At 31.0% G+C, this 24,362-nt stretch carries 25 protein-coding genes; 13 read left to right on the top strand and 12 right to left on the bottom strand.

Annotated elements, in window-relative coordinates; genetic code table 11:
* Nucleotides 1-85 precede the first annotated feature (85 nt).
* Nucleotides 86-691, bottom strand: a complete 606-nt coding sequence (locus KA828_RS07915) for a TetR/AcrR family transcriptional regulator (RefSeq protein WP_210125987.1) — start codon at nucleotides 689-691, stop codon at nucleotides 86-88.
* A gap of 162 nt (nucleotides 692-853) precedes the next feature.
* Between KA828_RS07915 and KA828_RS07910 the strand changes: the two genes are divergently transcribed.
* Nucleotides 854-2,110, top strand: coding sequence for a YhgE/Pip domain-containing protein (locus KA828_RS07910; protein ID WP_210125986.1), 1,257 nt, complete (start codon nucleotides 854-856; stop codon nucleotides 2,108-2,110).
* 216 nt (nucleotides 2,111-2,326) lie between these two features.
* On the opposite strand, the gene KA828_RS07905 is transcribed toward KA828_RS07910, so the two are convergent.
* Nucleotides 2,327-2,653 carry a type 2 periplasmic-binding domain-containing protein gene (locus tag KA828_RS07905; RefSeq protein WP_210125985.1) on the bottom strand — a complete coding sequence of 109 codons (327 nt, stop codon included), beginning with the start codon at nucleotides 2,651-2,653 and terminating at the stop codon, nucleotides 2,327-2,329.
* A 51-nt stretch (nucleotides 2,654-2,704) separates the two neighbouring features.
* A complete protein-coding gene (locus KA828_RS07900) occupies nucleotides 2,705-3,217 on the bottom strand; it encodes a LysR family transcriptional regulator (RefSeq protein WP_210125984.1) in 513 nt (170 codons plus the stop codon).
* Nucleotides 3,218-3,325: 108 nt separating this feature from the next.
* On the opposite strand from KA828_RS07900, the gene KA828_RS07895 reads away from it, so the two are divergent.
* Nucleotides 3,326-3,895, top strand: a complete 570-nt coding sequence (locus tag KA828_RS07895) for a LysE family translocator (protein ID WP_053030208.1) — start codon at nucleotides 3,326-3,328, stop codon at nucleotides 3,893-3,895.
* Between the two features lie 20 nt (nucleotides 3,896-3,915).
* Here the strand turns inward: KA828_RS07895 and KA828_RS07890 are convergent, their stop codons facing one another.
* Entirely contained in the window at nucleotides 3,916-4,719 is an 804-nt protein-coding gene (locus tag KA828_RS07890) for a Cof-type HAD-IIB family hydrolase (protein ID WP_210125983.1), read from the bottom strand.
* Nucleotides 4,720-4,732: 13 nt separating this feature from the next.
* Nucleotides 4,733-5,875 (bottom strand): hypothetical protein, encoded by a 1,143-nt coding sequence (locus KA828_RS07885; RefSeq protein WP_210125982.1) that lies wholly within the window; start codon nucleotides 5,873-5,875, stop codon nucleotides 4,733-4,735.
* Nucleotides 5,876-6,022: 147 nt separating this feature from the next.
* Between KA828_RS07885 and KA828_RS07880 the strand changes: the two genes are divergently transcribed.
* Together KA828_RS07880 and KA828_RS07875 are read left to right on the top strand one after the other, a co-directional pair.
* Nucleotides 6,023-6,955 (top strand): helix-turn-helix transcriptional regulator, encoded by a 933-nt coding sequence (locus KA828_RS07880; RefSeq protein WP_107629398.1) that lies wholly within the window; start codon nucleotides 6,023-6,025, stop codon nucleotides 6,953-6,955.
* 31 nt (nucleotides 6,956-6,986) lie between these two features.
* A complete protein-coding gene (locus KA828_RS07875) occupies nucleotides 6,987-8,924 on the top strand; it encodes an AAA family ATPase (protein ID WP_210125981.1) in 1,938 nt (645 codons plus the stop codon).
* Between the two features lie 50 nt (nucleotides 8,925-8,974).
* On the opposite strand, the gene KA828_RS07870 is transcribed toward KA828_RS07875, so the two are convergent.
* Nucleotides 8,975-9,496 (bottom strand): hypothetical protein, encoded by a 522-nt coding sequence (locus KA828_RS07870; protein WP_107629400.1) that lies wholly within the window; start codon nucleotides 9,494-9,496, stop codon nucleotides 8,975-8,977.
* A 46-nt stretch (nucleotides 9,497-9,542) separates the two neighbouring features.
* On the bottom strand, nucleotides 9,543-10,472 hold the full coding sequence (locus KA828_RS07865; RefSeq protein WP_210125980.1) for a hypothetical protein: 930 nt from the start codon (nucleotides 10,470-10,472) through the stop codon (nucleotides 9,543-9,545).
* Between the two features lie 346 nt (nucleotides 10,473-10,818).
* Between KA828_RS07865 and KA828_RS07860 the strand changes: the two genes are divergently transcribed.
* On the top strand, nucleotides 10,819-11,328 hold the full coding sequence (locus tag KA828_RS07860; protein WP_210125979.1) for a peptide-methionine (S)-S-oxide reductase: 510 nt from the start codon (nucleotides 10,819-10,821) through the stop codon (nucleotides 11,326-11,328).
* Here KA828_RS07860 and KA828_RS07855 read toward each other — a convergent pair.
* A complete protein-coding gene (locus KA828_RS07855; RefSeq protein WP_193839788.1) occupies nucleotides 11,289-12,236 on the bottom strand; it encodes an IS30 family transposase in 948 nt (315 codons plus the stop codon). The two genes, KA828_RS07860 and KA828_RS07855, sit on opposite strands and share 40 nt — an antisense overlap.
* 489 nt (nucleotides 12,237-12,725) lie before the next feature.
* On the opposite strand from KA828_RS07855, the gene KA828_RS07850 reads away from it, so the two are divergent.
* From KA828_RS07850 to KA828_RS07840, 3 genes are all read left to right on the top strand, one after another.
* The gene (locus tag KA828_RS07850; protein ID WP_053023292.1) at nucleotides 12,726-12,908 is read left to right on the top strand and encodes a bacteriocin; all 183 of its coding nucleotides are present in this window, start codon (nucleotides 12,726-12,728) and stop codon (nucleotides 12,906-12,908) included.
* A 29-nt stretch (nucleotides 12,909-12,937) separates the two neighbouring features.
* Nucleotides 12,938-13,054, top strand: coding sequence for a bacteriocin (locus KA828_RS07845; RefSeq protein ID WP_210125978.1), 117 nt, complete (start codon nucleotides 12,938-12,940; stop codon nucleotides 13,052-13,054).
* An 83-nt stretch (nucleotides 13,055-13,137) separates the two neighbouring features.
* Nucleotides 13,138-15,300, top strand: a complete 2,163-nt coding sequence (locus tag KA828_RS07840) for a peptidase domain-containing ABC transporter (protein WP_210125977.1) — start codon at nucleotides 13,138-13,140, stop codon at nucleotides 15,298-15,300.
* Between the two features lie 886 nt (nucleotides 15,301-16,186).
* On the opposite strand, the gene KA828_RS07835 is transcribed toward KA828_RS07840, so the two are convergent.
* The 4 genes from KA828_RS07835 to KA828_RS07820 all read right to left on the bottom strand — a co-directional run bounded on the left by KA828_RS07835 (nucleotide 16,187) and on the right by KA828_RS07820 (nucleotide 20,011).
* A complete protein-coding gene (locus KA828_RS07835) occupies nucleotides 16,187-18,016 on the bottom strand; it encodes a heavy metal translocating P-type ATPase (RefSeq protein ID WP_031903879.1) in 1,830 nt (609 codons plus the stop codon).
* A 56-nt stretch (nucleotides 18,017-18,072) separates the two neighbouring features.
* Nucleotides 18,073-18,330 (bottom strand): IS3 family transposase, encoded by a 258-nt coding sequence (locus KA828_RS07830; RefSeq protein WP_049949289.1) that lies wholly within the window; start codon nucleotides 18,328-18,330, stop codon nucleotides 18,073-18,075.
* Between the two features lie 31 nt (nucleotides 18,331-18,361).
* Nucleotides 18,362-18,721 (bottom strand): transposase, encoded by a 360-nt coding sequence (locus tag KA828_RS07825; RefSeq protein ID WP_224728017.1) that lies wholly within the window; start codon nucleotides 18,719-18,721, stop codon nucleotides 18,362-18,364.
* 822 nt (nucleotides 18,722-19,543) lie between these two features.
* On the bottom strand, nucleotides 19,544-20,011 hold the full coding sequence (locus tag KA828_RS07820) for a helix-turn-helix transcriptional regulator (protein WP_031903878.1): 468 nt from the start codon (nucleotides 20,009-20,011) through the stop codon (nucleotides 19,544-19,546).
* A gap of 348 nt (nucleotides 20,012-20,359) precedes the next feature.
* Between KA828_RS07820 and KA828_RS07815 the strand changes: the two genes are divergently transcribed.
* The 5 genes from KA828_RS07815 (at nucleotide 20,360) to KA828_RS07795 (ending at nucleotide 24,057) form a co-directional block, all read left to right on the top strand.
* Nucleotides 20,360-22,213, top strand: a complete 1,854-nt coding sequence (locus KA828_RS07815; protein ID WP_210125976.1) for a heavy metal translocating P-type ATPase — start codon at nucleotides 20,360-20,362, stop codon at nucleotides 22,211-22,213.
* A 192-nt stretch (nucleotides 22,214-22,405) separates the two neighbouring features.
* A complete protein-coding gene (locus tag KA828_RS07810; protein WP_031797730.1) occupies nucleotides 22,406-22,639 on the top strand; it encodes a heavy-metal-associated domain-containing protein in 234 nt (77 codons plus the stop codon).
* 47 nt (nucleotides 22,640-22,686) lie between these two features.
* Nucleotides 22,687-22,986 carry a hypothetical protein gene (locus tag KA828_RS07805; protein ID WP_026907429.1) on the top strand — a complete coding sequence of 100 codons (300 nt, stop codon included), beginning with the start codon at nucleotides 22,687-22,689 and terminating at the stop codon, nucleotides 22,984-22,986.
* Between the two features lie 65 nt (nucleotides 22,987-23,051).
* Complete coding sequence (locus tag KA828_RS07800; protein ID WP_031797729.1) at nucleotides 23,052-23,285, top strand: heavy-metal-associated domain-containing protein; 234 nt, start codon at nucleotides 23,052-23,054, stop codon at nucleotides 23,283-23,285.
* Nucleotides 23,286-23,349: 64 nt separating this feature from the next.
* A complete protein-coding gene (locus tag KA828_RS07795; RefSeq protein ID WP_031797728.1) occupies nucleotides 23,350-24,057 on the top strand; it encodes a Crp/Fnr family transcriptional regulator in 708 nt (235 codons plus the stop codon).
* Nucleotides 24,058-24,362: the final 305 nt, after the last annotated feature.

Genomic DNA, 24,362 nt, shown 5'->3' with positions numbered 1-24,362 from the left:
AACCTGTTATACAATAATCAAAAACCATCAATCTGTATGTTTAGTAACAAAAGAATAAAAAATGTTGCCAAAAGCACAAACAATCCTAAGATTTTTTTGATAGTTCTATGACTAATTGTTCTAATGGACCTGTGCTCATGAGTGTATATAGATGATGCATGATTTCTTCTTCTGGAATTCTTTCTGAATCTAATACCCAATATTTAATTGTAGTTATGATAGCTCCAGAAATGTAACTGTGAAAATATCTAAAAGGTATATGATTGATGGTCATTTTATTATTTAAAGCAATTAATAAGTTTTGTGAAATCGTATCTGATAATTTTTCTTCTAATTTACTTTGCCTTTTTAGATTAAATAATACTTCATATAATTCAATATTATTTAAAACAATTTTAATGATGCTATTTGGTACATTATTGATAATCTTATTTAAATCACTAAACTCATTAATTTGTTGATTAGCTAATCTATCATAATCAATATTTGCTTTCATACGTTCAATTTCTTTATCTTCTAAGTGACTTAATAAGTCATATTTATCCATATAATATTTATAAAATGTAGCACGGTTAATATCCGCTTCATCCGCAATCTGTTGAATTGTTATTTCTTCTAAACTATATTTTTTTAAAAGTTGAATAAAGCCCTTCTCAATACTTGTAATCGTTCGTTTTACTCTACGATCCATAAACTCACTCCCTATATATTAAATAACGACAACACTCTGTCTTATATTGTTGTTTAACATTCACATTTGACGTTATTGATTATTGAATCTCCTTATCTGCCTATTATAATAACAAATAGAATGATAAACAACACGATGTTGTTAAATGAGGAGGAGATTTTATTGAAAAAGAAATTAGTTTGGTTCATCCCTATTGCAATCGTATTAATTCTAATGATTTTAGCAACTGCTTTTTATCCTGCATATAATCCGAAACCTAAAAATATACCAATAGCTATACTAAATGAAGATAAGGGTGTTGAAGTTCAAGGTAATTCAACTAACATTGGTAAGAATCTAGCAGATAATTTCAAGAAAAGTGATAATAAGACGTTGAAGTGGGAGACCGTAAAAAATAGAAATGAACTTGAGCAAGGACTAAAAGATAATAAATATATTGGCGCTATCGTCTTTGAAAAAGATTTCTCTAAACATGCAATTAGTCATGCTCAAAGTAAAATTATGACTGAAAAACAACATGAGGTTAAAGAAAAAATCAAATCTGGTGAACTGTCATCACAACAAGTTAAAGCAATGCAAGAAAAAATGGGTAATGGTGATCAAGAAATACCAAAGCCAAAACAAGCTCACATAGAAACCATCATTAATCAAGGTAGTCATGCTCAAGTATCAAACATTGCTCAACAAGCATTAAGTAAAATTACAGAGAATCTTAATCATCAGATAAGTAAGCAAAATGTTGGGTTATTAGCAAAAAATCAAATAGATTTACCAAGTAAGCAATTTAATCAATTTGTGAATCCTGTCGAAGTTAAAACAACAACTTTAAATGAAGTTAAAGATCACCAAGGTAATGGAAATGGTGCTTCAGCAATGTTTACACCAATATGGTTTGCAGCAATGATTACCGCAGTGCTATCATTCTTTACCTTTAAAAACAGAGAAAAATTAACATCACATAAAGATAAATTATGGTTTACAAGTAAGGTTATCTTATCAGTAACAATAGCTGCTTTCGCTGGTGCATTTGTCTATGTCTACTACACAGGTGGAGTATTGAACTTTGATTTTAATCACCCATTAGATACAGCATTATTCATAGCAATTGCAATATTAGGATTTGCACTACTCATACTAGGATTAATGGTATGGATAGGCTTTGGTGCTATTCCAATATTTATTATATATCTGTTCTTCACAATTCAAGCAGTGATGTTGCCTAAAGTCATGTTGCCAAAATTCTATCAAGATTGGATTTTACCATGGAGCCCATTCTATCACTATGTAAATACTTTAAAAGAGTTACTATATACTAACTCTGGCTTAACTATGAACGGCGCAATATGGATGTTCATTGCATTTATCATATTTGGTTTAGTATCACTAATTTCTGCCGTTTATGTAAAAAAAGCTAAATAACAAAGATACTTAACTACTTTATCATCGTTTATATTTACTCAGAAATTGCTTTAAAACTACATGTCGATTCAAATATACTCCTTAAAGATGGGTTAAAACCTAACTTTATGGAGTATATTTATGTAACTATTTACTATTTTTCAGTTTTATTTATGATACGTTCTCTACGTATTGAATGATGATAAGGTCTTACTTTTTAACTAGTCATATACTTGATCAGACAACGTCTCCTTCACCTTGTGCTTTAACTACCTCATCAATAATAAGTTGATTTATATCTTTGTTCCAAAGATAGGGTTTTGTCAGTATATATGACCCTAACGTTTTGATAGAAAATGCTGTTTCGATGACTTTTAATTGTTGAGATCTTACCTCCTGTTTCACTGTACGGTAAGGTAAAAATGAAAATCCAATATTATCTAATAACAATGATTTAATGACGCCAATACTCCATAACTCTGTTGTTTTATGGATATCTAATTGGTAATCTCGCACAATTTGTTCAAACATGTTTCGATATACTGATCCTTTTTCATTAATCACAAAATGATTGTATTGCTTCTGCTTTAACAATTCATCAAAATGGTCTGGCGCCTATGCATGCGCAACGACGACAATATCCTCTTCACAAATCAATGTGGCATTTAATTTGTCATGATGTACGCCGTCATTTAAGACGAAAGCTATATCTACTTCATCCTCAAGTAATTTTTGATGATTCATACTGCAACTATTATTTTGAAGATTAATATCGATATGAGGATAGTGATGAATGATATTTTTAATCGCTTCACTCAACCCCGTCAGCATTAATGATTCAGGTGCTGCTATTCTTATCGTACGCATCAAATTATTATGCTCAGACACTTGTTTAATCCGTTGCGATGCATCATAAATTTGATTAATCATCGGTAGGATATCCTTTAGAAATGATGTCGAAAGTAATTGTTTATGATTATAATCAAACAACTTTTGGTTTAACGTTTTTTCTAATAGTTGAACTTGCTGAGTCACATTGGATTGCGTGTAATTCAGTAATTCAGCCGTCTTAGTATAGCTCCCTGTTTCTAATAACGTCTTAATAATTTTTACTTGTCTCATTTCCATGATGTAACCTCCCTATGTATTACTTATATTAATTCATCTATTATTAACATTAATTTTACTTATATACATATCCTTACTATAATAGCACAGAAAAGGTAGGCGACTAATGTGTTTTCTTTCTTAATCTATGTCTTTGTAACTTCAATCACACCTGGTCCAAGCAATTTATTTATGATGAACACGACAAGAATATATGGATTACGTGGCGGTAAGTCTTTTATAACAGGTATTCTTTCTGGATTTGCTTTTCTAGGCTTAGTGTCCTACATTGCCATACTTCTATTTAGCCAGTGGATTACTTATATCGAGACACCCCTTAAATTCTTAGGATTTGTGTATTTAATTTATCTAGCTTATAAAATTTTAACTTCTACTAATAAAGGAACCACTTCCAATGCCTATCACAGCTTTAAAAGTGGTTTTATTCTTCAAGTATTAAACATGAAGTCATTATTATTTTTTATTACGTTGATTGGTGCGTTTATCATACCGTCAGTCACTGGTTCAACATCAATTCTAATCTATTTAATGATCAGTGTATTCATAGGTTGGGCTTGTCTCTTAGTTTGGGCATTTGCCGGTAGTGTATTTAATGACTGGTTAAACAAACATCAAACTTCTTTTAATATCATCATGGCATTATTACTTTTATATTCAGCTATTTCAATATTCTTTTAAAATAATTCGCCATAAAGTAATTACTTATCTTCATTGCCAAGTAACGTATTCAAAGTTTCGATGACGCCGTCTCTATCGTTATCAATCGAGATCAAATTCGCTTTACGTTTTAGTTCTGGATAAGCATTGTCCATTGCAACTTTATATCGTGCATTTTCAAATAAAGGGATATCGTTTAGGCCATCGCCAAATACAATGGTTTGTTCGCTACTGATATTTAATAATTGTTGTAGAAAGCGAATCGTTTTTCCTTTATCGACATCTTTGTGTGTAATGTCTATCCAATTCTCTTCTGCAGCAACGATATAGAGATCATCCTCATATTTGTTTAAACTTTTAACATGTTCAAAGCACTGACCTTGTATGTCAAAAATCGTAATTTTCAGCATATCTTGATCTATCGTATTTAAATCTTCCACAAAAGTTACTTTCTCATATGAACCTAGAACCATGTGTCTCTCTTTTTCAGAAATATGATTTTCCGCATAAGCCATATCTTCAGTACAAACAATCATTACTAAATGCTTATCAATGTGCTTAATGCGCTTGATTAACTGTAGGCCAAGTTGATTACTAAATGTCTTCGCATAAATATTCATATCATTGATTTTAATTCGAGATGCGCTATCCCCAATGATAAACACATCTTGCGTCAAATCTCCCACAATCGCATCCACGCGTTCATTTTGCTTTCCCGTGCAAAAAGCAAAGCGAATACCCTTATCCTTTAACTCCGATAGTAAACTTTGAAACTTCTCACGATTGAAACTACTCTCTGAATTTAAAAACGTCCCATCCATATCAGTAACGACTAGCTTAAACATTGTAATCCCCCATTTATTGACTATATTTAGCAATAATATCATCTAAATACGCTTCAAAATCTTTTAATCTTATAATATCATGTATTTCACAAATCACTTTCTCAATACTATTAATATTTCCGTTATTTCCAGATTTATAAGGAGCTATGTTATTCTCAGATATCGCGCCACTTTGCCCTTTAAATACATATATTGATGGCGCAACATCTTTTTTAAAGTTAATACCTTCTTTATCACAAATACTTTTGAATAAAGTTTCCCATTTATCAATACTTCTCAAAATAACAATTGTTTCTTTGTCATCTAAGATTTTTTTAATAAGAATTTTTGCACTCAAGTTACTACTTTCTAGATTCTCTATTTTTTTTAGCGAATTACTATCAAATGATCGGTAAGGGATGAATTCAATATTAGAAATTTTAATATCATAAAGCGCCTTTTCAAATTCTTTTTCAGATTGATACCCAAGCGATTTAGCCTTATTTATTTTGTCAAAAATCGAGAGATAATGTTTAATAGCAATCTTATATTTTGATTCTGATCCACTAAAAACTTTTGAATAATACTTTGCTAAATAATATGCAACTAAACTAAAATCTTTATATGTACTCACTTTTTTTGATTCATTATTATCTTTTTTATTCGCATCATTATTCTCTAAATAATATTCTAAATTCTTTCTATCTGCTTTATACATTTTGTATAAAGTTTTCAATTCTTTCGAAATAACATTCTCTTTAGATAAAATGTGATCATAATAAAATGTGTGCAACTTTTCTTTATCATTTAAATCACCTTGATAAACCTCTTTGGAATCAAAGTGTACTTTCCTTGAACTATTTTGTTCTATTTTTACTTCTTCTTTAATATATTCACCTACTGTATCACATTTCTCTGATGCTTGACTTTTCATATGAGTTCCAGGATTAAGTAATCCAACAATCACCTTTGCTTTTCCTATATCTCCTAAAACATGATTAGGAATTCCCCAATGAATTGCTTTCGATTTTTCATTTAATTTATCCTTTTTATTTATCCAAGAAAAATTTTTTACATTTTCTGGATGGTCATACAAATATTGATATTCTTCAGCTTTTATTTTTATTTCACTTTTATCCCAAAAATTTTCAAATTCGTTCCACAAATTTTCATTCATTTATATTCTCTCCTCTGACTTTATTTTCAAATATCTTATGATATTAAATTTTCATAATATATATCATTTATGTATTTAGTTAAACATTTTAAACGGTCATAAAATGACCTTTTAATATCATAAGATATATTTCGAGGTGAGATAAATTTGAAAAAAGAAAATCGTCTTTTATATATTTTTTCATTAATGATTAATGGAGAGACTATAAATCGCGCTAAATTGCTACGTAAAACACAAGTGAGCGTTAGAACATTAAGAAGAGATATAGATGTTATTAATGAATTTTTTGAAGATTTTGATTCTCCGTGGGGTGGTGTTAATACTGAAATAAAGTTGAAAGATAACAATAATAATGCATTTTATTATCTAGAAAATAATACTTTTACTAGCGATGGTTATGCCACATTAGGTCTGTTGTTAAGTATAAAAAGTTTAACTCCTAAATTACATAGAAGTATTTATGAATTATTTGAACAGCTTATATCAAATAGTAAGACTGAAAATATAAAGACTTTGAAAAGCGTTTTGAATCATTTTTCTATACGTGAAAAAGCATATGACAATATTTTTCCTGGTCAAGAACTAATGATTTTACAAAAAGCAATAGCAACTGGAAACATGATTGAGTTCAAAAATAAAGATATAGAAAAGCATATGTTTGTAACACCACATTCTTTAATATATATGAACTATGACTATTGGTTAACTTATGAAGAAAACAATACTTTTTATGAAATAAAAGTTCGTAATATAACTGACCTTCATATAACAAAACAAATTTCAAAGAAAAAGTCTGAATCAAAAGAATTAGTCAAATTTAGAGTTCAAAAAGGAATAAGTAACGAACTCAAACAAATATACAACGTCAAAAATATTCGTGCATTAAATAATGAAGAAGCAAAGTTTGTAGAAAATGGGTGTGATTGGCTTATTTTTGAAATTGCTTGTACTAAATTAGATGCTTATTATATCGCCTATCAACATGCGTCACTCGCACAAATACTTGCACCCCAAACATATGTGGATAGTTTTTTAGATAGAATGAAAGAAATTTTTAATCAATATAATAATACTAATTAAAATTTTCAACTTATTACAAGGAGACAGAAAAATGGGAAGAATAATTAAAGTAGGCGACGGCTTTCTAAAATCAACACTTACTCATGCCATAACAAATGCACAGTATGGAGATACAATATTAATTGACAATATCAATCATAATAAAGAGGCAATGTCACTTTTTGAAATACCAAAAGGTATGGATATAAAAATCACAAGCATCGATAGCGAAAAGAAATCTTTAAGTGGATTTAGATTTCTAATTAAAGGAAATTTATCCATATCGAATGTCACTCTAAATTCGCAAGAAAAACATATAGTTTTTGATATTGATCAAGGATCTTTAGAGCTTGATGATATTTCTTTTTATAAAATGTTTAGTAAATTTCATAAAACAGCAATTTTTAATAATGGTGGTAATTTAATCATTAAAAACTCCATTACACTTTGTCCATATTGCACTAATGGAATGGTTGAAATAGAAAATAGCACTATTTATGGAGGAACTCTTTCGATTAATAGTAAATGGAATATATTTAATTGCAAGTTGTACAATAATTATTTTAAATATCAATGGAGTATAAAAGAAAATTCCGAAATAAATATAAAGCATTCTGAAGTTATCGCGTATACAAATTTACTCTCTGATAGTACTGCTTCAGCATTTCTAATTAACAATTCCTTGCTTTATTTGGATAATTCATATTTTGATTACAACGACCCCTCTGATTCAAAAGATATTTATCTACTCGAAATATCTTTCAGTGGACAAGCTAAAATTAATAATTCTGAAGTAACAAAAATTGGAATGGGCAAAAAAGCATATCTAGAAGCAAATGTTCTTAAAACTTCGAGTCTTGCAACTACAAACAACTCTACAACAATTATTGAAAAGTTAAATTTAAATAATAAATTTAATGAAGAGATGTATTTTAGATTCCATTACTCTAATGGAAAAATTGAAGAAGTAATTTCGAATTTAAGTACTACAAATCTTTATTTATTAAACTCTAGGGTTACGATTAACAAATATAATATTCCAAATGATTTCAATGTATTTCTTCAAGATAAAAATTCTTCAATAAATTCAAATAAAGAAATACATATTAAAAAACTATTTAATGATGAAGAACCAACAAAAAAAACTAAAAGCGAGGATCAAGAAATTAAAAAAGTAATAGAAAAAAAATCACCCCAAAAAGTAAGTATTCCTGATCCAATGAACCAATTAAATGATTTAATTGGTTTGTCAAACGCAAAAAAACAAGCGAAAGACTTTATCAATGTTCATGTTGTAAATGAAGTTAAAAAGAAAAAAGGAATTAAAGTTGGAGATAATTCTTTACATTCTATTTACAAAGGAAATCCAGGAACTGGTAAAACAACCGTTGCTAGACTAATAGCAAAAATTTTATACCAAAAGAACGTAATAAAAAAAGATTTGCTTGTAGAGGTCACAAGGCAAGATTTAGTTGCTGGTTTTATTGGGCAAACAGCCATCAAAACCGAAAAAGTTTTGAAATCCGCATTAGGCGGCGTTTTATTTATCGATGAAGCATATACACTGTATAGCAAATCAGAAAATGACTACGGTGTGGAAGCTATTGAAACCATTTTAAAATTTATGGAGGATAATAGAGGGAACATTATGATAATATTCGCTGGTTATCCTAAAGAAATGGATGAACTAATGAGTATAAATCCCGGGTTAGAATCTAGAATAAAAAATGAAATTATATTTGATGACTATACTATTTATGAATTATGTTTAATTGGTAAAAAATTACTGAATGAATATGATTTTAATGAAAAAGTTTATGAGGATAAACTTAAATCCGTATTTAAAACACAAAAGATCAACAGTAATGCAAGATTTGTAAGAAATTTTAATGATGAAATTATAAAGAATCAGTCTAATAGATTATTTGATGAAGATTTAATTGAAACTGAGTTTAATATCATCAGAAATGTTGATATAACGAGTATATAAAAAGAGATGGGAGCAACCACAAATATGATTTGCTCCCATCTCTTTTTACACTATTCACTTGCCAATTGTTCTGATATTTTCTGACGATATTTTTTCATAATAATTGGATGGATAATAATTGAAACCCAAAATATTGGATGAAGTACCCATGCTAAAATAAACTTAACAACAACAACTATTATAAAACTGAAAAAAGCTCCTTTAATATATGTTTCAAAAGATTCACGAAAACGCACTCTATCCCCCTCAGTTTTAAACTTTAAAGTACGATTTGTCTGGCGATGAGTATCAAATGACATTTTAGCAAGAGTTCCAAAGTCTTTTCTAAATATAACACTTTTCGCAAAAAAGAAACGTATTAGTCTATTTTCTTTTGTATCTAATATATACGAACTTAACCAAGCATAAGTATAACTACCAAGTAAAAATATTACTATATTCCATAGCCAGTCAAGCCAACTTGTTATATCGTTTTGTGCCATAAATATAAATTTGACTATATATACAAGTGTATAAGGAGTATAGAAAAAAAATAGTGGCATTTTTGGTGTAGAAAAATAATTTCTTATCATTTAATCAATCCCTTGTTTTTATTAAAAATTAAAGTTATAAGTAATCTTAATCATTTTTCTCTTTGACATATTTAGTGTTTGGCTTGTCATTTTTGACCGATTCTACTTTATCTCCAACTTTAGTAACTAACTTATCTCCAGAACTTTCAGTACTATCCATATAAGCAAAATTTGTGTCGTATATTTTTTTAACTCCTCCTCCACTATATGATTCATAACTATCATGAACTGGCGTATAATTTCCACTTAATAAATCTAATACATCTTGTTTGCTACGTGCACCAGTACTTTGGAAAAAATTAAATGAGCTATAACCAAATGTGCCAATATTAAATTCTTCTTTTGTAGTTTCATTTCCTGAACCATCTGATGTTACTCTGATATTCAATTTATAAGGCTTAGTTGTTTTTTCAAATATATCATCTGCTTCTTTTTGAGCCTCTTTAACATATTTCATACTCTTATCGTAATCATTTTGAGAGAACTCAGTAGTATCACCGTCTATAGTATGTTTTCCAATTCTTTCCTTTTTAGTTACAAACTTATAATCTTCAGTTATAGCATCACTGTCAGAAACATTTTCTCCTTTTAAATATTTAGATAAAGCCAGAGAATATATTCCTTGATTATTAATAGTTCTTTTATGTCCCTTCTCAGCTGCTTTTTCTATTTCTTTATCAGACATTTTACTAATCTTACCTAGAGTAATATCATTCATTGTTCCATCATCAAATAAAGGCGTATTATTTAAATTATATGTAGTAATTTCCCCATTATGAGATTTTATAATTGTTTGGACTAAATTATCTTTACCAATAGAATCCTCTGACCCACTTACTACAAAAAACCATTTTGTACGACTATTCATCATTTCTCCAAATGATACTTCTTTCTTATTACTCATGCGATCTGCTTTATTTCCACAAGCAGCTAAAATAAAAAGCATAGTCACACAAATTATAAATATTTTTTTCATTTAATTACCTCACATTAATTTTTTTATTTACTATATAAATATATAAATTTAGAGTGACATAATATGACCGTTTATAACCTATTTATAAAATTAATTTAAAAAATTCATAAATTAGAAGTAATCAGATGATCATATCTCGAAATAATTAACATATTTTTTATTTTCAATTTAAGGATCATTTAATAAATTTTATTTAATTATTGAGTTATCCATATAACATGGTAGCTTTTGTAATATGAAGACAACCATTTGAATGATGTATTAATACCACTTCTGATTTGAATAAACAAATCTAATTCGTTATTATTTTAAGTGAGAATGATTATCAATTAAAGGAGTGAAACTTATGGAAACCGTTTATTTAGCTGGAGGTTGTTTATACGGTGTAGAGGCATATATTCGCACACTGCCTGGCGTTATCAATACGACTAGTGGAAGAGCAAACGGCATTACGAATACTTTAGACGGAGAATACGATGGTTACGTAGAAGCTGTTAAAACAGAATTTGATCCTGACAAAGTATCAGTTACTGACTTAATGGGTTATCTATTCGAAATCATAGATCCTTACAGCGTTCATCAACAAGGTCAAGATATTGGTTTAAAATATAGAACTGGTTTATATAGTGAATATCCTAAACACCTTAAAGAAGCACAAGCCTTTATTGATGCGATTGAAGATCATCATCTTATAGCGACCGAAGTCTTACCGCTCACTAATTACGTTAAAAGTGCTGAAATGCATCAAAATCGATTAGAACGCTACCCTGACGATTACTGTCACCTACCTAAAAGGTTAGTATATATGTTGAGTTGTCAATTTAAGTGCAACAACTCAGAATTTAAAATTTCATAAGATGTTTTCCAATTAAGACACTTTCTAGGACGATGGTTTATAGACTTTAAAGCATAATCCAACTCTTCTTGTGTTACCTTTGCAAAGTCTGTTTTCTTAGGGAAAAATTCTCTAAGTAATCCATTAGAATTTTCATTAGTTCCACGCTGCCAAGCAGAATATGGATCAGCAAAATAGATATCGACCTCAAATTGAGATTCAATATTTTTGTAACATGAAAACTCTTTACCACGATCTACAGTAATCGTTTTTACAGCATTGTTAGGCAAAGATGAAATAAGTTGTTTTATAGCTACTTCCATTGATTTAGAAGAACGATCAGGCATTAGAAAACAAATATAATAGCGAGATTTTCTTTCTGCGAAAGTAGCCAAACAGCCTTTACTTTTCTCTCTGCTTGAAACAACTGTATCTGCCTCCCAGTGGCCAAAAGAATTACGTTTTTTGATATTCTTAGGACGTTGGGATATCGGTTTGCCAACATTGAAACGTCCTCGGGTTTCTGTAGGTCGTTGTCTTTTGCCTTTTTGTCTTAAATAAGGAAACAAATCTAAACCAAATGAATTAGCATTAATCCATCGGTAAATTGTTTTAAAGCATATGTTGTTTTGAAGTAATCTGCCAACTATTTGTTCAGGTGACCAACGTAATTTTAGATGATGGATAATTGTGTTGATCAGTTCATTTGTTAATTTGGAAGGACGACCACAATTCTTTTTTCGAGTTTCATAATTAGTTTGAGCTGTTTCAGCAACATAATTATGATTGAATTTATTTCTTTTAATTTCGCGAGAAATGGTAGAAACCGAACGGTTTAATCGTTTGGCAATAGCTCTTAAAGAATAATTTTCTTTCCTAAGAATCTCTATACTTGCACGCTCAGTTATTGTAAGATGAATGTAGCTCATATTGGCACCCCTTGTATGTGTTTTTGTGGTTATTAACATCTTACAATAAAGTGCCAATCATGGGCCTTTTTTTTGAAATTTTATTAGTGTTGCACTTAATATTACAATTCGTCATTAATAATAACGATCGCTTTAATTAGGTTTTTAATTTTCACTATGTATAGTTCTTAAATATCGGTTATAGTTTATCAATTTATGAGCAGTCATTTTCAAAGTCTTCTCTCATACTAATAAAAATTAATGTATATATTAATTAAATATTAGTAACTTACATAATAGATAAAATATTTAGAAATTTAATACTATTTAATCTCATATTAATTGTTAATTAAATTACTTAAGATAATCTTTAAGTACATTAATATTTAGAGATATGTAATTTAAATTTATGTATTCTCAAAGATATTAATGGTGGTAACTATTTATCATCTCATTCATCTTTAATTTCGTAAATGGATAATTTAAAACATTGGAGGGAAAAGAAAGATTATGAAAACTTTAAACTCAAATGAATTAAAAAATATCAATGGCGGTAACGATTTCACAGAAGGCTTTAAAGATGGCTTAAGTGACTGGGAAGGAGATACTAGCAAGTCTGGCTGGGCTGGTAGAATTACTGGTAAAGCAGCAGGCGGCTTTAGATCGTTCGCAGACGGTTTCGCAAATGGATAATTTAAAGCATTGGAGGGAAAAGAAAGATTATGAAAACTTTAAACTCAAATGAATTAAAAAACATTAATGGCGGCGATGTTTGGAGAGATATTGGTAAAGCAACTCGTGAAGTGTTACCAATTATTACAAAAAAACCTAAAAAATAATAAACATTATTATTTTTTAAGAATGGTGGGGATATTTAAACTTCCCCACTATTTTTAATATATAAAGAATAGGAGTCGATAAATTGGCGAGGAAACTAAAGTTCATTCAGCAATATGATGAAAAAGATTGTGGACCAACATGTTTAGCTATGATTTCTCAATATTATGGGAAACGAGTTTCTATTCCAAGATTAAGAGAGTACGCAAAAACGGATAAATTAGGCACCAATCTGTATGGATTAGTAAAAGCAGGAGAGCAGATTGGAATTGAACTAACTGGTGTAGAAGCAGAATCAATAGAAAATTTAAAAGAAGTTCAATTACCAATAATTGCTCATGTTATTAATAAACAGGGATATGACCATTTTGTTATTGTAGAAAATATAAAGAACAATATGTTTTACATCGTTGATCCAGCTAAAGGGAAATACAAGTTATCTGCTAGTGAATTTCAAAATATATGGACTAATATTGTAGTATTAACGAAAAAATTGGATACCTTTTCTGAACAAAATGAATCTCCTTCTTACTATAAAGTATTCACAGATATTTTTAAAAAGAACTATGGAAAACTAACTTTAATTTCTTTTATTTCTTTATTAATTAATTTTGTAGGTATTACGGGAGCAATTTATTTTAAAATTTTAACAGACAATATTATTCCATCCAATTTTGTTAAAAATTTACATATTATTAGTTTTGGTATATTAATCTTATACATAATAAATGCATTTATAACTTATTTAAGATATCAGCTTATTTTAAGACTCAGTTTAAAAATAGATGTGAATTTAATGAAAAATTATTTTTATCATGTACTTCATCTACCTATAAATTTTTTTGATACACGTAAATCTGGCGAAATATTACAAAGGTTTATGGATACATCTAAGATTCGAGAAGCATTATCTTCTTCAACAATCACCTTACTTGTTGACACTTTTATGGTTATATTAGGTGGAATATTACTTTATATGCAAAGTCCATTATTACTTTTAATTACCTTAATATTTATTCCATTTTTTATAATTTGTAGTTATGCATTAAGAAAACCATTTGAACATTATAATCAAAAAGTAGCGGAAAACAATGCAGAATTAAGTTCATATTTAATAGAGTCATTTGATGGGAGCTATACTATTAAAAGTTATCAATCTGAAAAAGATAGATTTAAAGGCGGAAACTCTAAGTTTAATAATTTAATCAAAAACTTATTAAAGTTAGGAAATTTATCTAATCTGCAATTATCAATCAATAATTTTCTTAAATTAACGATTAGTCTTGTCATTTTATGGATAGGAAGTTATTTAGTGATGAATAACCAACTGTCTTTAGGAAGTCTTTTAGCTTTTAATGCTTTAACTATCTTTTATCTTGATCCAATTGAACGTTTAATTAATATTCAACCAACAGTACAATCTTCTTTTGTAGCTGCAAGACGTATAGCAGAGATTACAGATTTAGAAACTGAACAAGTACTACTTCAATCAAATCATGCTTTCAATTTTGAAAATGAAATTAAGCTAGAAAATTTAAGCTTTCAATATGGTTTTCGAAATACAGTATTGAAAAATATTAATTTAAGTATAAAAAAAGGACAAAAAGTCGCAATAGTTGGAGAAAGTGGTAGTGGTAAATCTACAATTGGAAAATTAATTAATAATTATTACTCTGTACCTGAAGGACAAATTATAATTGATCACAATAATATCAAAGATATTGATCTTTCAGAATTAAGACAACATATTGGCTACGTGTCTCAAGATACATTTTTATTCGCTGATACAATTAAAAATAATTTATTACATGGTAGTAATAAAAATAAAAGTGATGAAGAAATGATAGAAGCAGCACGTTTAGCAGAAGCCTATGAATTTATAAATAAATTACCTAGTAAATTTCAAACCATGTTAGAAAGAGAAGGAGCAAATCTTTCAGGTGGTCAAGCACAACGACTATCCTTAACTCGAACATTCTTAAAAAATCCAGATATTTATATTTTTGATGAAGCAACTAGTGCTCTAGATAGCTCAACAGAAGATAAAATAATTCAACATATAGACGCACTAACTAAAAAAGGTAAAACAGTTATCATTATTTCTCATAAATTAAGTACAATAAAAAACTCGGACTTAATTTATGTATTGAAAGAAGGAAAAGTAAAAGAACAAGGTAATCATAAACAGTTAATACAATTAAATGGGGAATATAAAAAATTATGGGAATTACAAACACAAGGAATTTAAGCAATACTTAAAAATGCAAAAATATATGTCCTGTTTCAATCTTTTATAATGTGGTTGTTATTAAGATTAAGTTACTACAAATTTAGACTTTGTTAAAATTTTCTCATATTAAGAATTTAAGACTATTAAATATTAATTATTGTACTATACCATTTTTAATTTTATAATGTTGCATTTTTTTCAGAATAACAACCAAACTTTTATTAGTTTGAACCCTAACGATATAATATTTTTTATGAGTTTTCATTTGTTATTTTTACATATTCTTTTGGTATTCAACATTGTTTGTTTTGGTTTTATATATACTAGTTGTAATAAAAACAGAAGTATAATCAACTTATTATAATATACAGTAATCATATATTGTGAAATATGTAAGGCTCCTAATTTATATCGATTTCTTTTAGATAACATCAAACTAGCTTGTTAATACATAGTTTTACTGGTACCTTGTTTGAATTTTAATATATGTAGTATTGTTTAACTAGCTTGTTGAACCATATTATTCACAATTTATTTCCAAATAAGTTATATACAATCTATTTTTTAGTTTTATTTGTGGTAAGCTTCTGCTTATCGGTAGATGATGCGGTTTTTAGTTAAATTTGGGTGTGATAATCAGAGAGTTATCATAAGTGATGCGAAGTTTAATTAAGATTAAAAGGAAGCCAGAAATGGCTTCCTTTATTTTATGTCTCATTTAATTTCCTTAGTATGCAGTCCCTCCGTCGTCTACTGCAAGACCTGTCCATTAACGAAACTCGATTCGTCTGAGCCTAGGAAAACTGATTCTTCTGCTGCTCTCAGGCTGTTTTCCGAACCGTCTGCAGCGAGCAATATTGATTTATACAAGGTGTATTCCTCTTTACAGTAGATAAATATACTATTATTTCGCTCTTAATAGTCTTAATCCGTTTAGGATAACGAGTATCGTTGATCCTTCGTGGAAGAGCACTGCTGTTGGTAGATTTAGGAGTCCGAATATATTTAATAATACAAGTATAACAATCACACTAATAGAGAAGATAATATTTGCTAAAATAATGCGATTGAGTCGATTACTTAACATGAAACTATAGAATAGTTTTTGTAAGTTGTTTTTAACGATTACGACGTCTGATGATTCCATCGCAACGGATGATCCGCTTCCCATTGCAATACCGATATCAGCGTTTGCCAGTGCGGGTGCGTCGTTGATTCCATCTCCAATCATCCCGACAATCTTACTCTTCTTCTGACTTTCATTTACAAAGCGTACTTTGTCCTCAGGGAGACATGATGCGGTGTAGTCTGTGATGCCCACTTCTCCAGCAACTTTTTCTGCAACAGTTTCATTATCTCCTGTTAAGAGTACGACTTCAATGTCAGAGTTCTGGAAGTTTTCAACGGCATGTACTGCTTCATCACGGACTTGGTCTGCCAGCGAGAAGTATCCAGTAATTTGTCCACTCTCTCCGACAAAGATATTCGTGTTTCCAGCAATGATTTGATCTCTGTAGTTCGATGGGTCTGTGTAGTCTTTAAATGCATCGGGTTTACCGACGATGATATCGCCTTTCTTCATTCCGCTGCCGACGATTTCTTCTACCGGTTCACTGTCATCGACACTATCTAAATCTAAAGTTTTAAACTTCTTCACAATCGCTTCTGCGATCGGGTGACTCGAGTGTTGTTCAATCGTTACCACTTCTTTTAATGTATCTTCATCAGCTGCGTATTCTTCAACGACGAAGTCACCGTATGTGAGTGTTCCTGTCTTATCACTATATAGAATGTCCATCGTGCTCAGTGCCTCCATCGCGGCACCGCCTTTAAACAGAATACCGTTTTTCGCACCGTTACTAATCGCACTCAGTGTCGCTGGTGTTGCCGATGCAACGAGCGCACACGGGCTTGCTACTGTCAGCATGACCATTCCACGGTAGAATGATTCTTCAAATCCTAAATTATTAAAGAAGTAAAGGATAGCGATAAACACCGGTACCCCGATTAAAACAGAGATTACATATTTCGATTCAATTCGATCGATGGTTTTCGATAGTTTCGATGGTCTTTGCTGTGCTTCTTCAACCATACGCACGATATTCGAGAAGATCGTATCATCACTCGTTTTCGTTACAGTTAATCTAAACGAGTTGCCATCGTTTACCGTACCGGCAAAAACTTCTTCATCCTTTTCTTTTACAACCGGAACAGATTCCCCTGTCAGCGCTGCTTCGTTAACCGATACTTGACGGTCTGCCTGTCCATCGATTGGGATTTGTTCCCCTTTAGCAACAAGGACGATATCGCCTTGGATCAGTTCTTCTGTAGGAATTTCCGTAATTTCTCCATCAGCCCCGATTCTACTTGCTGTTGAAGGAAGGTGGGACATCAGTTCAGAAATGGCTTTTGTGGATTTACTAGTCGCGTAGTTCTCAAGCACTTCAGCACCCGCAAAGATTAGAAGTAACAGTGCACCCTCTGACTCATAATTGATGATGACCGCACCAATAGCAGCAAGAATCATCAGTAAGTCAACGTTTGGTGAACGTTCTCTAATCGTCTCGATGACCGCATTCTTGGATGCATAGAAACCGAGAAAGAAAATTGCGATGTAAAACGCAATGGAACTGTAGATACCCTCTACCGGCATCAATGCAAATCCGAGGATTATAAAGATAATCCCTGCAACGAGAAACTGCCCCTGCCTGTTTGTAAATAAGTAGTTGAACAAGATAAAAATCCTTCCGTTTTGATTTTTTTAAGGCTGTCTGAAAAATAAAAATCTTCTTACATATTATATCGTATATAGCGTTTTGATTTAATACCTAATTCATTCATTATCTTACTGACTGTTCTTTGTGTGACCGTACATCCTTTGCTTCTTAGTACTTGTGTAATTTTAGGACTACCATAACGTTTTTGACTTTGAATATAAATTTGATAAATATGTTTTTTCAATACATCATGTCTAATTGTACGTTTACTTGGTTTACGATTCTTCCAACCATAATAGCCACTTTTTGAAACACCTAACACTTCACACATCTTTATAACACGAAATTCATGTCGGTGTTCTTCAATAAACCTGTATATTACTTCTGGTCTTTGGCAAAGATGTGCATAGAGCCTTTTTTAATATCTTATTTTCTTCTTCTAGCTCTTTTAATCTTTTTTGTAGATCAACTTCAGACTGTTTCTTAGGGGTACGTCTACCACTACCAACAAATCCTTTTTCACCTTCTTTACGATAAACACTTAGCCATTTGGTTAATGTTTGAATAGGGATGTCTAAATCTCTTGAAACTTCTGTTGCTTTTCTACCAGATTCTACTAACTGAATTGCTTCCATTTTAAAGCTATGATCATATTTTCTTTTAGACATAACGAACACTCCTGTAAATTGATTACTTTCATTATAGCTTAATTTATTATCAATTTACTGTGTCCGTTATTCAGTCTAGCATCATTGATATTAAGCCAATCCTACCGTTCCCTAAAAAACAGGACATTCAAAACCAAGACATCTTTATTACTAACAGAACTAATACTAACAGTTCTAATATTAATAGTTTTAATATTAACAGTCATTCATTCTATCAAGAGCAAGAAAATCTAAATACAGTAGATGAAAATCATCTGGAAGAAAAAGAACTTGATATAAAAGAGATTGAAAGACTGAATGATTGAAAGAGATAAAATAAACTCTATAACTTGTTATATGCCTTCTTGTTTGGCTTTGTTTGTTGTGTAGGTATATTTATATATTTAGATAATCAGAAGCTCTTAGAAACGATTTAAATGCTTCATAAAGTTAACCCCCACTATTAAGCTAATAAATCTTTCCTGTTGGCTTTATGGTGGTGTCAAAACAACAGTAGGGCGTTAGATTTCTATTCAGGACTATCTTTCCTATACTCATTTAACACTTCTAGAACTTTCATAAGTTTATCTTCTAGCTGATCTACATTTCTAATATCTATTTTATTTACTTCTAAAATCTTTTCATCTAGCTTGTCAGAAAAGCCTACCAGATGATCGTATTCAAAAAATGTTGGGTGGAAGGTTTGTATATATCTTTCATAAAAAGGTACATATCCTTGTGCTAATTCTGTTTCATTTGCTAAGTCAATCAGTAGTCTTAACTGGATAATTGTTCTCTAAAGGAACTATATTGCTAAAGTTCTTTTAGTGAACAATTAGAATTTTCATCTCAATTTTTAACAAGAATTGTTGCTTTTTTTCATCAATAACTGACCAATTAAGCTTCATGATAAAGAGTGAAGGCAAAGTAAAGAGCTATTGTTACAAGAGTTACTGAAAAGAGAAATTCTGACCGAATACTTGCAATGAAATAAATAAATAAAGCGATAAAAGCAGGTTTAACAATATAGGCTGAAAATTTTGATGATCGATGCTTTTCATAGAAGGTAAATAAAATGCGTAAGGGTAGATATGATAAACCGAGTAACAAAGTAAAAAGAATATCTTTAAATTGTATTTTTTTATTCATTGATTTTGCTCCTTCCGATTGACTGACCATCTCATTTTCGAAGAAGTCAGCAACTAATGCTTTCTCTAACAATTTCAAACTAATTAAATCCGGTGTACTTTTTCTCAATTCCCATTTAGAAATCGTTTGTCGCGTAACAAACACCTTTTCAGCTAGATCTTGTTGAGTTAAATTCAATTCATTTCTTTTAGTTTTTATTTTCGAACCAATATCCATAGCTAACTCCTCTCTGACTTATAATCTATTATTTTTCGGTTCTTTTACAAAGCAACGTTCGCGCAACGCCTTTAATAACAGTAGAAATAGCTAAAAAACGAGTAAAGGTTGATATTAAGCCAATCCTACCGTGTAGTAAAAAACAGGACACTCAAAACCAAGACATCTTTATTGTATGTTCGATAATATATAAGAGTTATTCAGTAAAACAGTTAGATTTGTTTTGCTGTTCTTTTATAATTTTTCACTTTTACAATAGAACTTGATACTAATCAATTTTTATTTTATAGAAACATCCTATACTAGAGTCATCAACAAGGAATACAAATGAAATTGGAGGGAATCAACATGCAAAGATATATATTAAGTAAAAAGAATTCCATTACACTGGTCAGTGCAATTTTGATTGCACTTGCATTCTTCGGACGATTTTCCTTAGACAACATGGCCATTTTCAATTGGTCGCTCATCATTGCATCCATTCTTGGTGTGGCGCCGATTGCAATCCAAGCCTATCAGGCATTAAAAGTAAAAGTTGTCAGTATTGATGTTTTAGTTACCATTGCAGTTATTGGGGCAGTATTGATTCAAAATTATGAGGAATCAGCCATCGTTACTTTCTTATTCTTATTTGGTTCATACTTGGAGCAACGTACCTTGAACAAAACACGTTCTGCCATTAAAGAATTAACAGAGCTGGCACCAGAAAGTGCTTTAAAGCAAATGGAAAACGGAGAATTTGAAGAAGTAGATGTCAATGATGTAGACGAAGGTGATATTTTATTAGTTAAAACGGGTGCAAAAGTTCCGGTAGATGGAACAGTGTTAACTGGTGAAGGTCACATTAATGAAGCAAGTATTACTGGAGAATCTTTACCTGTAAGTAAAAAGGTTGATTCTGAAGTATTTGCAGGATCTATCTTAGAAAATGGAACGATCCAAATTCGAGCTGATCGCGTTGGAGAAGATACAACATTTGGTAGAATTATCGAATTAGTGGAAGAGGCACAGGATTCCAAATCAGAAGCAGAACGTTTCATTGACCGATTCTCTAAATATTATACACCAGCTGTGTTAGTCCTTGGTTTTATTGTTTGGTTTTTCTCAAAAGATATTGAACTAGCTATCACGATTCTTGTTTTAGGATGTCCAGGTGCATTAGTTATCGGGGTTCCTGTATCCAACGTTGCCGGTATCGGAAACGGTGCACGTAATGGTGTCCTCTTAAAAGGTAGTGAAGTTATCAATGACTTTAGCAGAGTAGATACTATCGTTTTTGATAAAACAGGAACATTGACAGTAGGAAACCCTGAAGTTGCCGAAAAAGAATTTTACGGAAAAAATACTGAAGAGGTTCTAGGATATTTAGCAAGTGTGGAGCGTGAATCGGACCACCCACTAGCGAAAGCTGTCCTACAGGATATTGGCGAGACAACTTTCTCTACTGTTGAAGAAACCGAAGTCGTTAAAGGTGGCGGAATTGTAGCAAAAATAGGTGTTCATCGTATAGCCGTTGGTAACGTAGCATTAATGGAAAAGGAAAATGTGAAATTAAGCGAAAAAGCTAAAAAAGACGTCGAACGCTTTGAGAAAAATGGGAATTCTCTTGTGTTAACTACGGTCGACGGAGAATTAAACGTTCTGATGGGTATTCGGGATCAAATCCGTCCAGGTGTTAAAAAAGATCTTCAAAAACTGAAAAAACTAGGGGTCAAAAACCTTGTCGTTCTTTCTGGGGACAACCAAGGAACCGTAGATTTAGTTGCTCGAGAACTTGGGTTAACAGAAGCACACGGTCATATGCTTCCAGAAGGAAAATCTGCTTATATCGAAAAAATGCAAGCAGAAGGCGGGATCATTGCCTTTGTCGGTGACGGAGTGAATGATAGTCCTTCATTAGCCTTAGCAGATATCGGAATCGCCATGGGAAGTGGAACAAATGTTGCAATTGAAACATCAGATGTTGTTTTAATGAATTCTGACTTTAGTCGTTTACCACACGCATTAGGCTTAACAAAATCAACTTCAAGAAACATGAAACAGAACATCGCCATAGCAGTTGGTGTGGTATTAATCTTACTTGCTAGCCTACTATTTAGTGAATGGATGAATATGTCAATCGGGATGTTGGTTCACGAAGCAAGTATCTTAGTAGTCATCTTGAATGGTATGAGATTGCTTCGATACCGTTTGAGAGGATAAATTTAATAGAAAGCGGTCTTGACGAATGATAAAGGGGAAGTATTCAGGTAGGAAGAACAAAATACTCCCCTACTTTTTCTTGAAACTTGATTTGCGTCAATTTCATTTCGTTGAACCTCAGCTATACTTAAATTGTAAAGAAGAAGAGGGAAAACAAAAAAGTCAAAGATAAGATGAAAGGAGAAATAATTCATGCAAAAAGCAGTTATTCAATTAGAAACATTATCTTGTCCATCTTGTATGCAAAAGATTGAAAATGCGGTGAAAGGATTAAATGGGATTAATCAAGATAGCTTAAAAGTATTATTCAATGCCAGTAAAGTAAAAGTAGATTTTGATTCAGAAACGATCACCGTTAACGATATCAAAAAGGCAATTGAAGACTTAGGATATCCCGTTGTTAAATCAAAAGTAAAATCTGCCTAAGACAAACACACATAACAAAAATTATATATAGAAAGAGGGAAATAATAATGTCTGAACAAACATTTAACGAAGTAATAACAAACCATTTTGAAAAACTGGATTTATACACCACTGCAATTACACGGGCCCATGGTAAGAATCACCCAGAAGCCTTTGAAGTACGTGAATTGTTTGAAACAATTAGTGGAAAAGTAAAAGACGCAGGTACGAACAAACCTGACTTAGATGCTGAATTTGCTCAATTACGAAAAATCACAGACAACTACACCATTCCTGGAGATGTATGTGAAACGTATGCAGGCACATTCGAGATGTTATCAGAAGTAGATAAAGCATATCAGGCTTAAAGTAACTCAAAAACAAAAGAATAGATTGGTTTACGGTCGTTAAAAAATGAAGGGGGAAATGATTTATGCAAAAAGCAACGATTCAATTAGAAACCTTATCTTGCCCATCTTGTATGCAAAAGATTGAAAATGCGGTGAAAGGAATAAACGGTGTGAATCAAGATAGCTTGAAAGTAATGTTCAATGCAAGTAAAGTAAAAGTAGATTTTGATTCAGAAGCAGTCGCTATTAACGATATCGAAAAGGCAATTGAAGACTTAGGATATCCTGTTGTCAAATCAAAGGTAAAACCTGCTTAATCGAGTGAATAGAAAGGAAGCCTAAGATGCCCTCTTAGGCTTTTTATAAAAAGGAGAGGTTATTTTGGAACAAAACCAATGTTGTCATCACCAACATGGACATGCAGAATGTATTCGTATTGTTCCTATTTTTAACCATTTGAAAGACTCACAAATGGATTTGATTGCGGAATCTGCCAAGACACTTCATCTACAAAAAGGGGAAATGTTATTCCGTGCAGATGAGGAAGATGATACCTTATATATTATCAATTCGGGTAAGGCTCGGATTTATCGCTTATCGGATTCTGGAAAAGAACAACTTGTTCGCATTTTAAATCCCGGTGATTTTACAGGTGAAGTCGCTATTTTCCAACCTGGAAGTATTCATGAGAACTATGCGGAAGCACTACAAAATACATCCATTTGTTTAATTAAACGAGAGGATTTACAAGAGTATTTGGTGAAATATCCGCAGATCTCATTAAAAATACTGTCAGAAGTAACTATGCGTTTGAAGGATTCTGAAAAACAAACCACACAAGTAGCGATTGAAAATGTAGAAACCCGCATTATATCCTTTTTAGCTGAGAATGTTGAAAAGGGAAGTGGCAATAGTCCAACGATTATCTTACCAATGTCCAAAAAGGATTTAGCCTCGTATCTTGGTACCACACCAGAAACAATCAGCCGTAAATTTACTAATCTAGAAGAACTTGGATTGATCAAACGGTTACCGAAAAAGAAAATTAAAATAATGGATTTAGATCAATTGTTACTTCATACTGAATGAATATAAGAGGGTAGCGTGCCATTATCTAACGGGTTAAGTTTAATAGTACAAAACATAAAATAACAAACCTTTTAGCAATCCAATTAGCATATAAAATGGATTGCTAATTTTTGTTGGTTTAACAATGTCTATCTACAAAAAAGAAAGAAAAATGGCTCCTTATTTGACACTTATTTTACCAAGATGACATAATTTTGTGTCAACTTCATTATTTATTGCATTATCTAATCTTTTCACTCCTTGAATTTTTACAATAGACATTATTCATCACTTTCTTTTCTATATTGGTTCTTCATCTTTTGTGG

Source organism: Staphylococcus sp. GDY8P85P (genome assembly GCF_017892405.1).
GTDB lineage: Bacteria > Bacillota > Bacilli > Staphylococcales > Staphylococcaceae > Staphylococcus > Staphylococcus borealis.
This window is presented reverse-complemented; position numbering and strand designations above follow the sequence as displayed.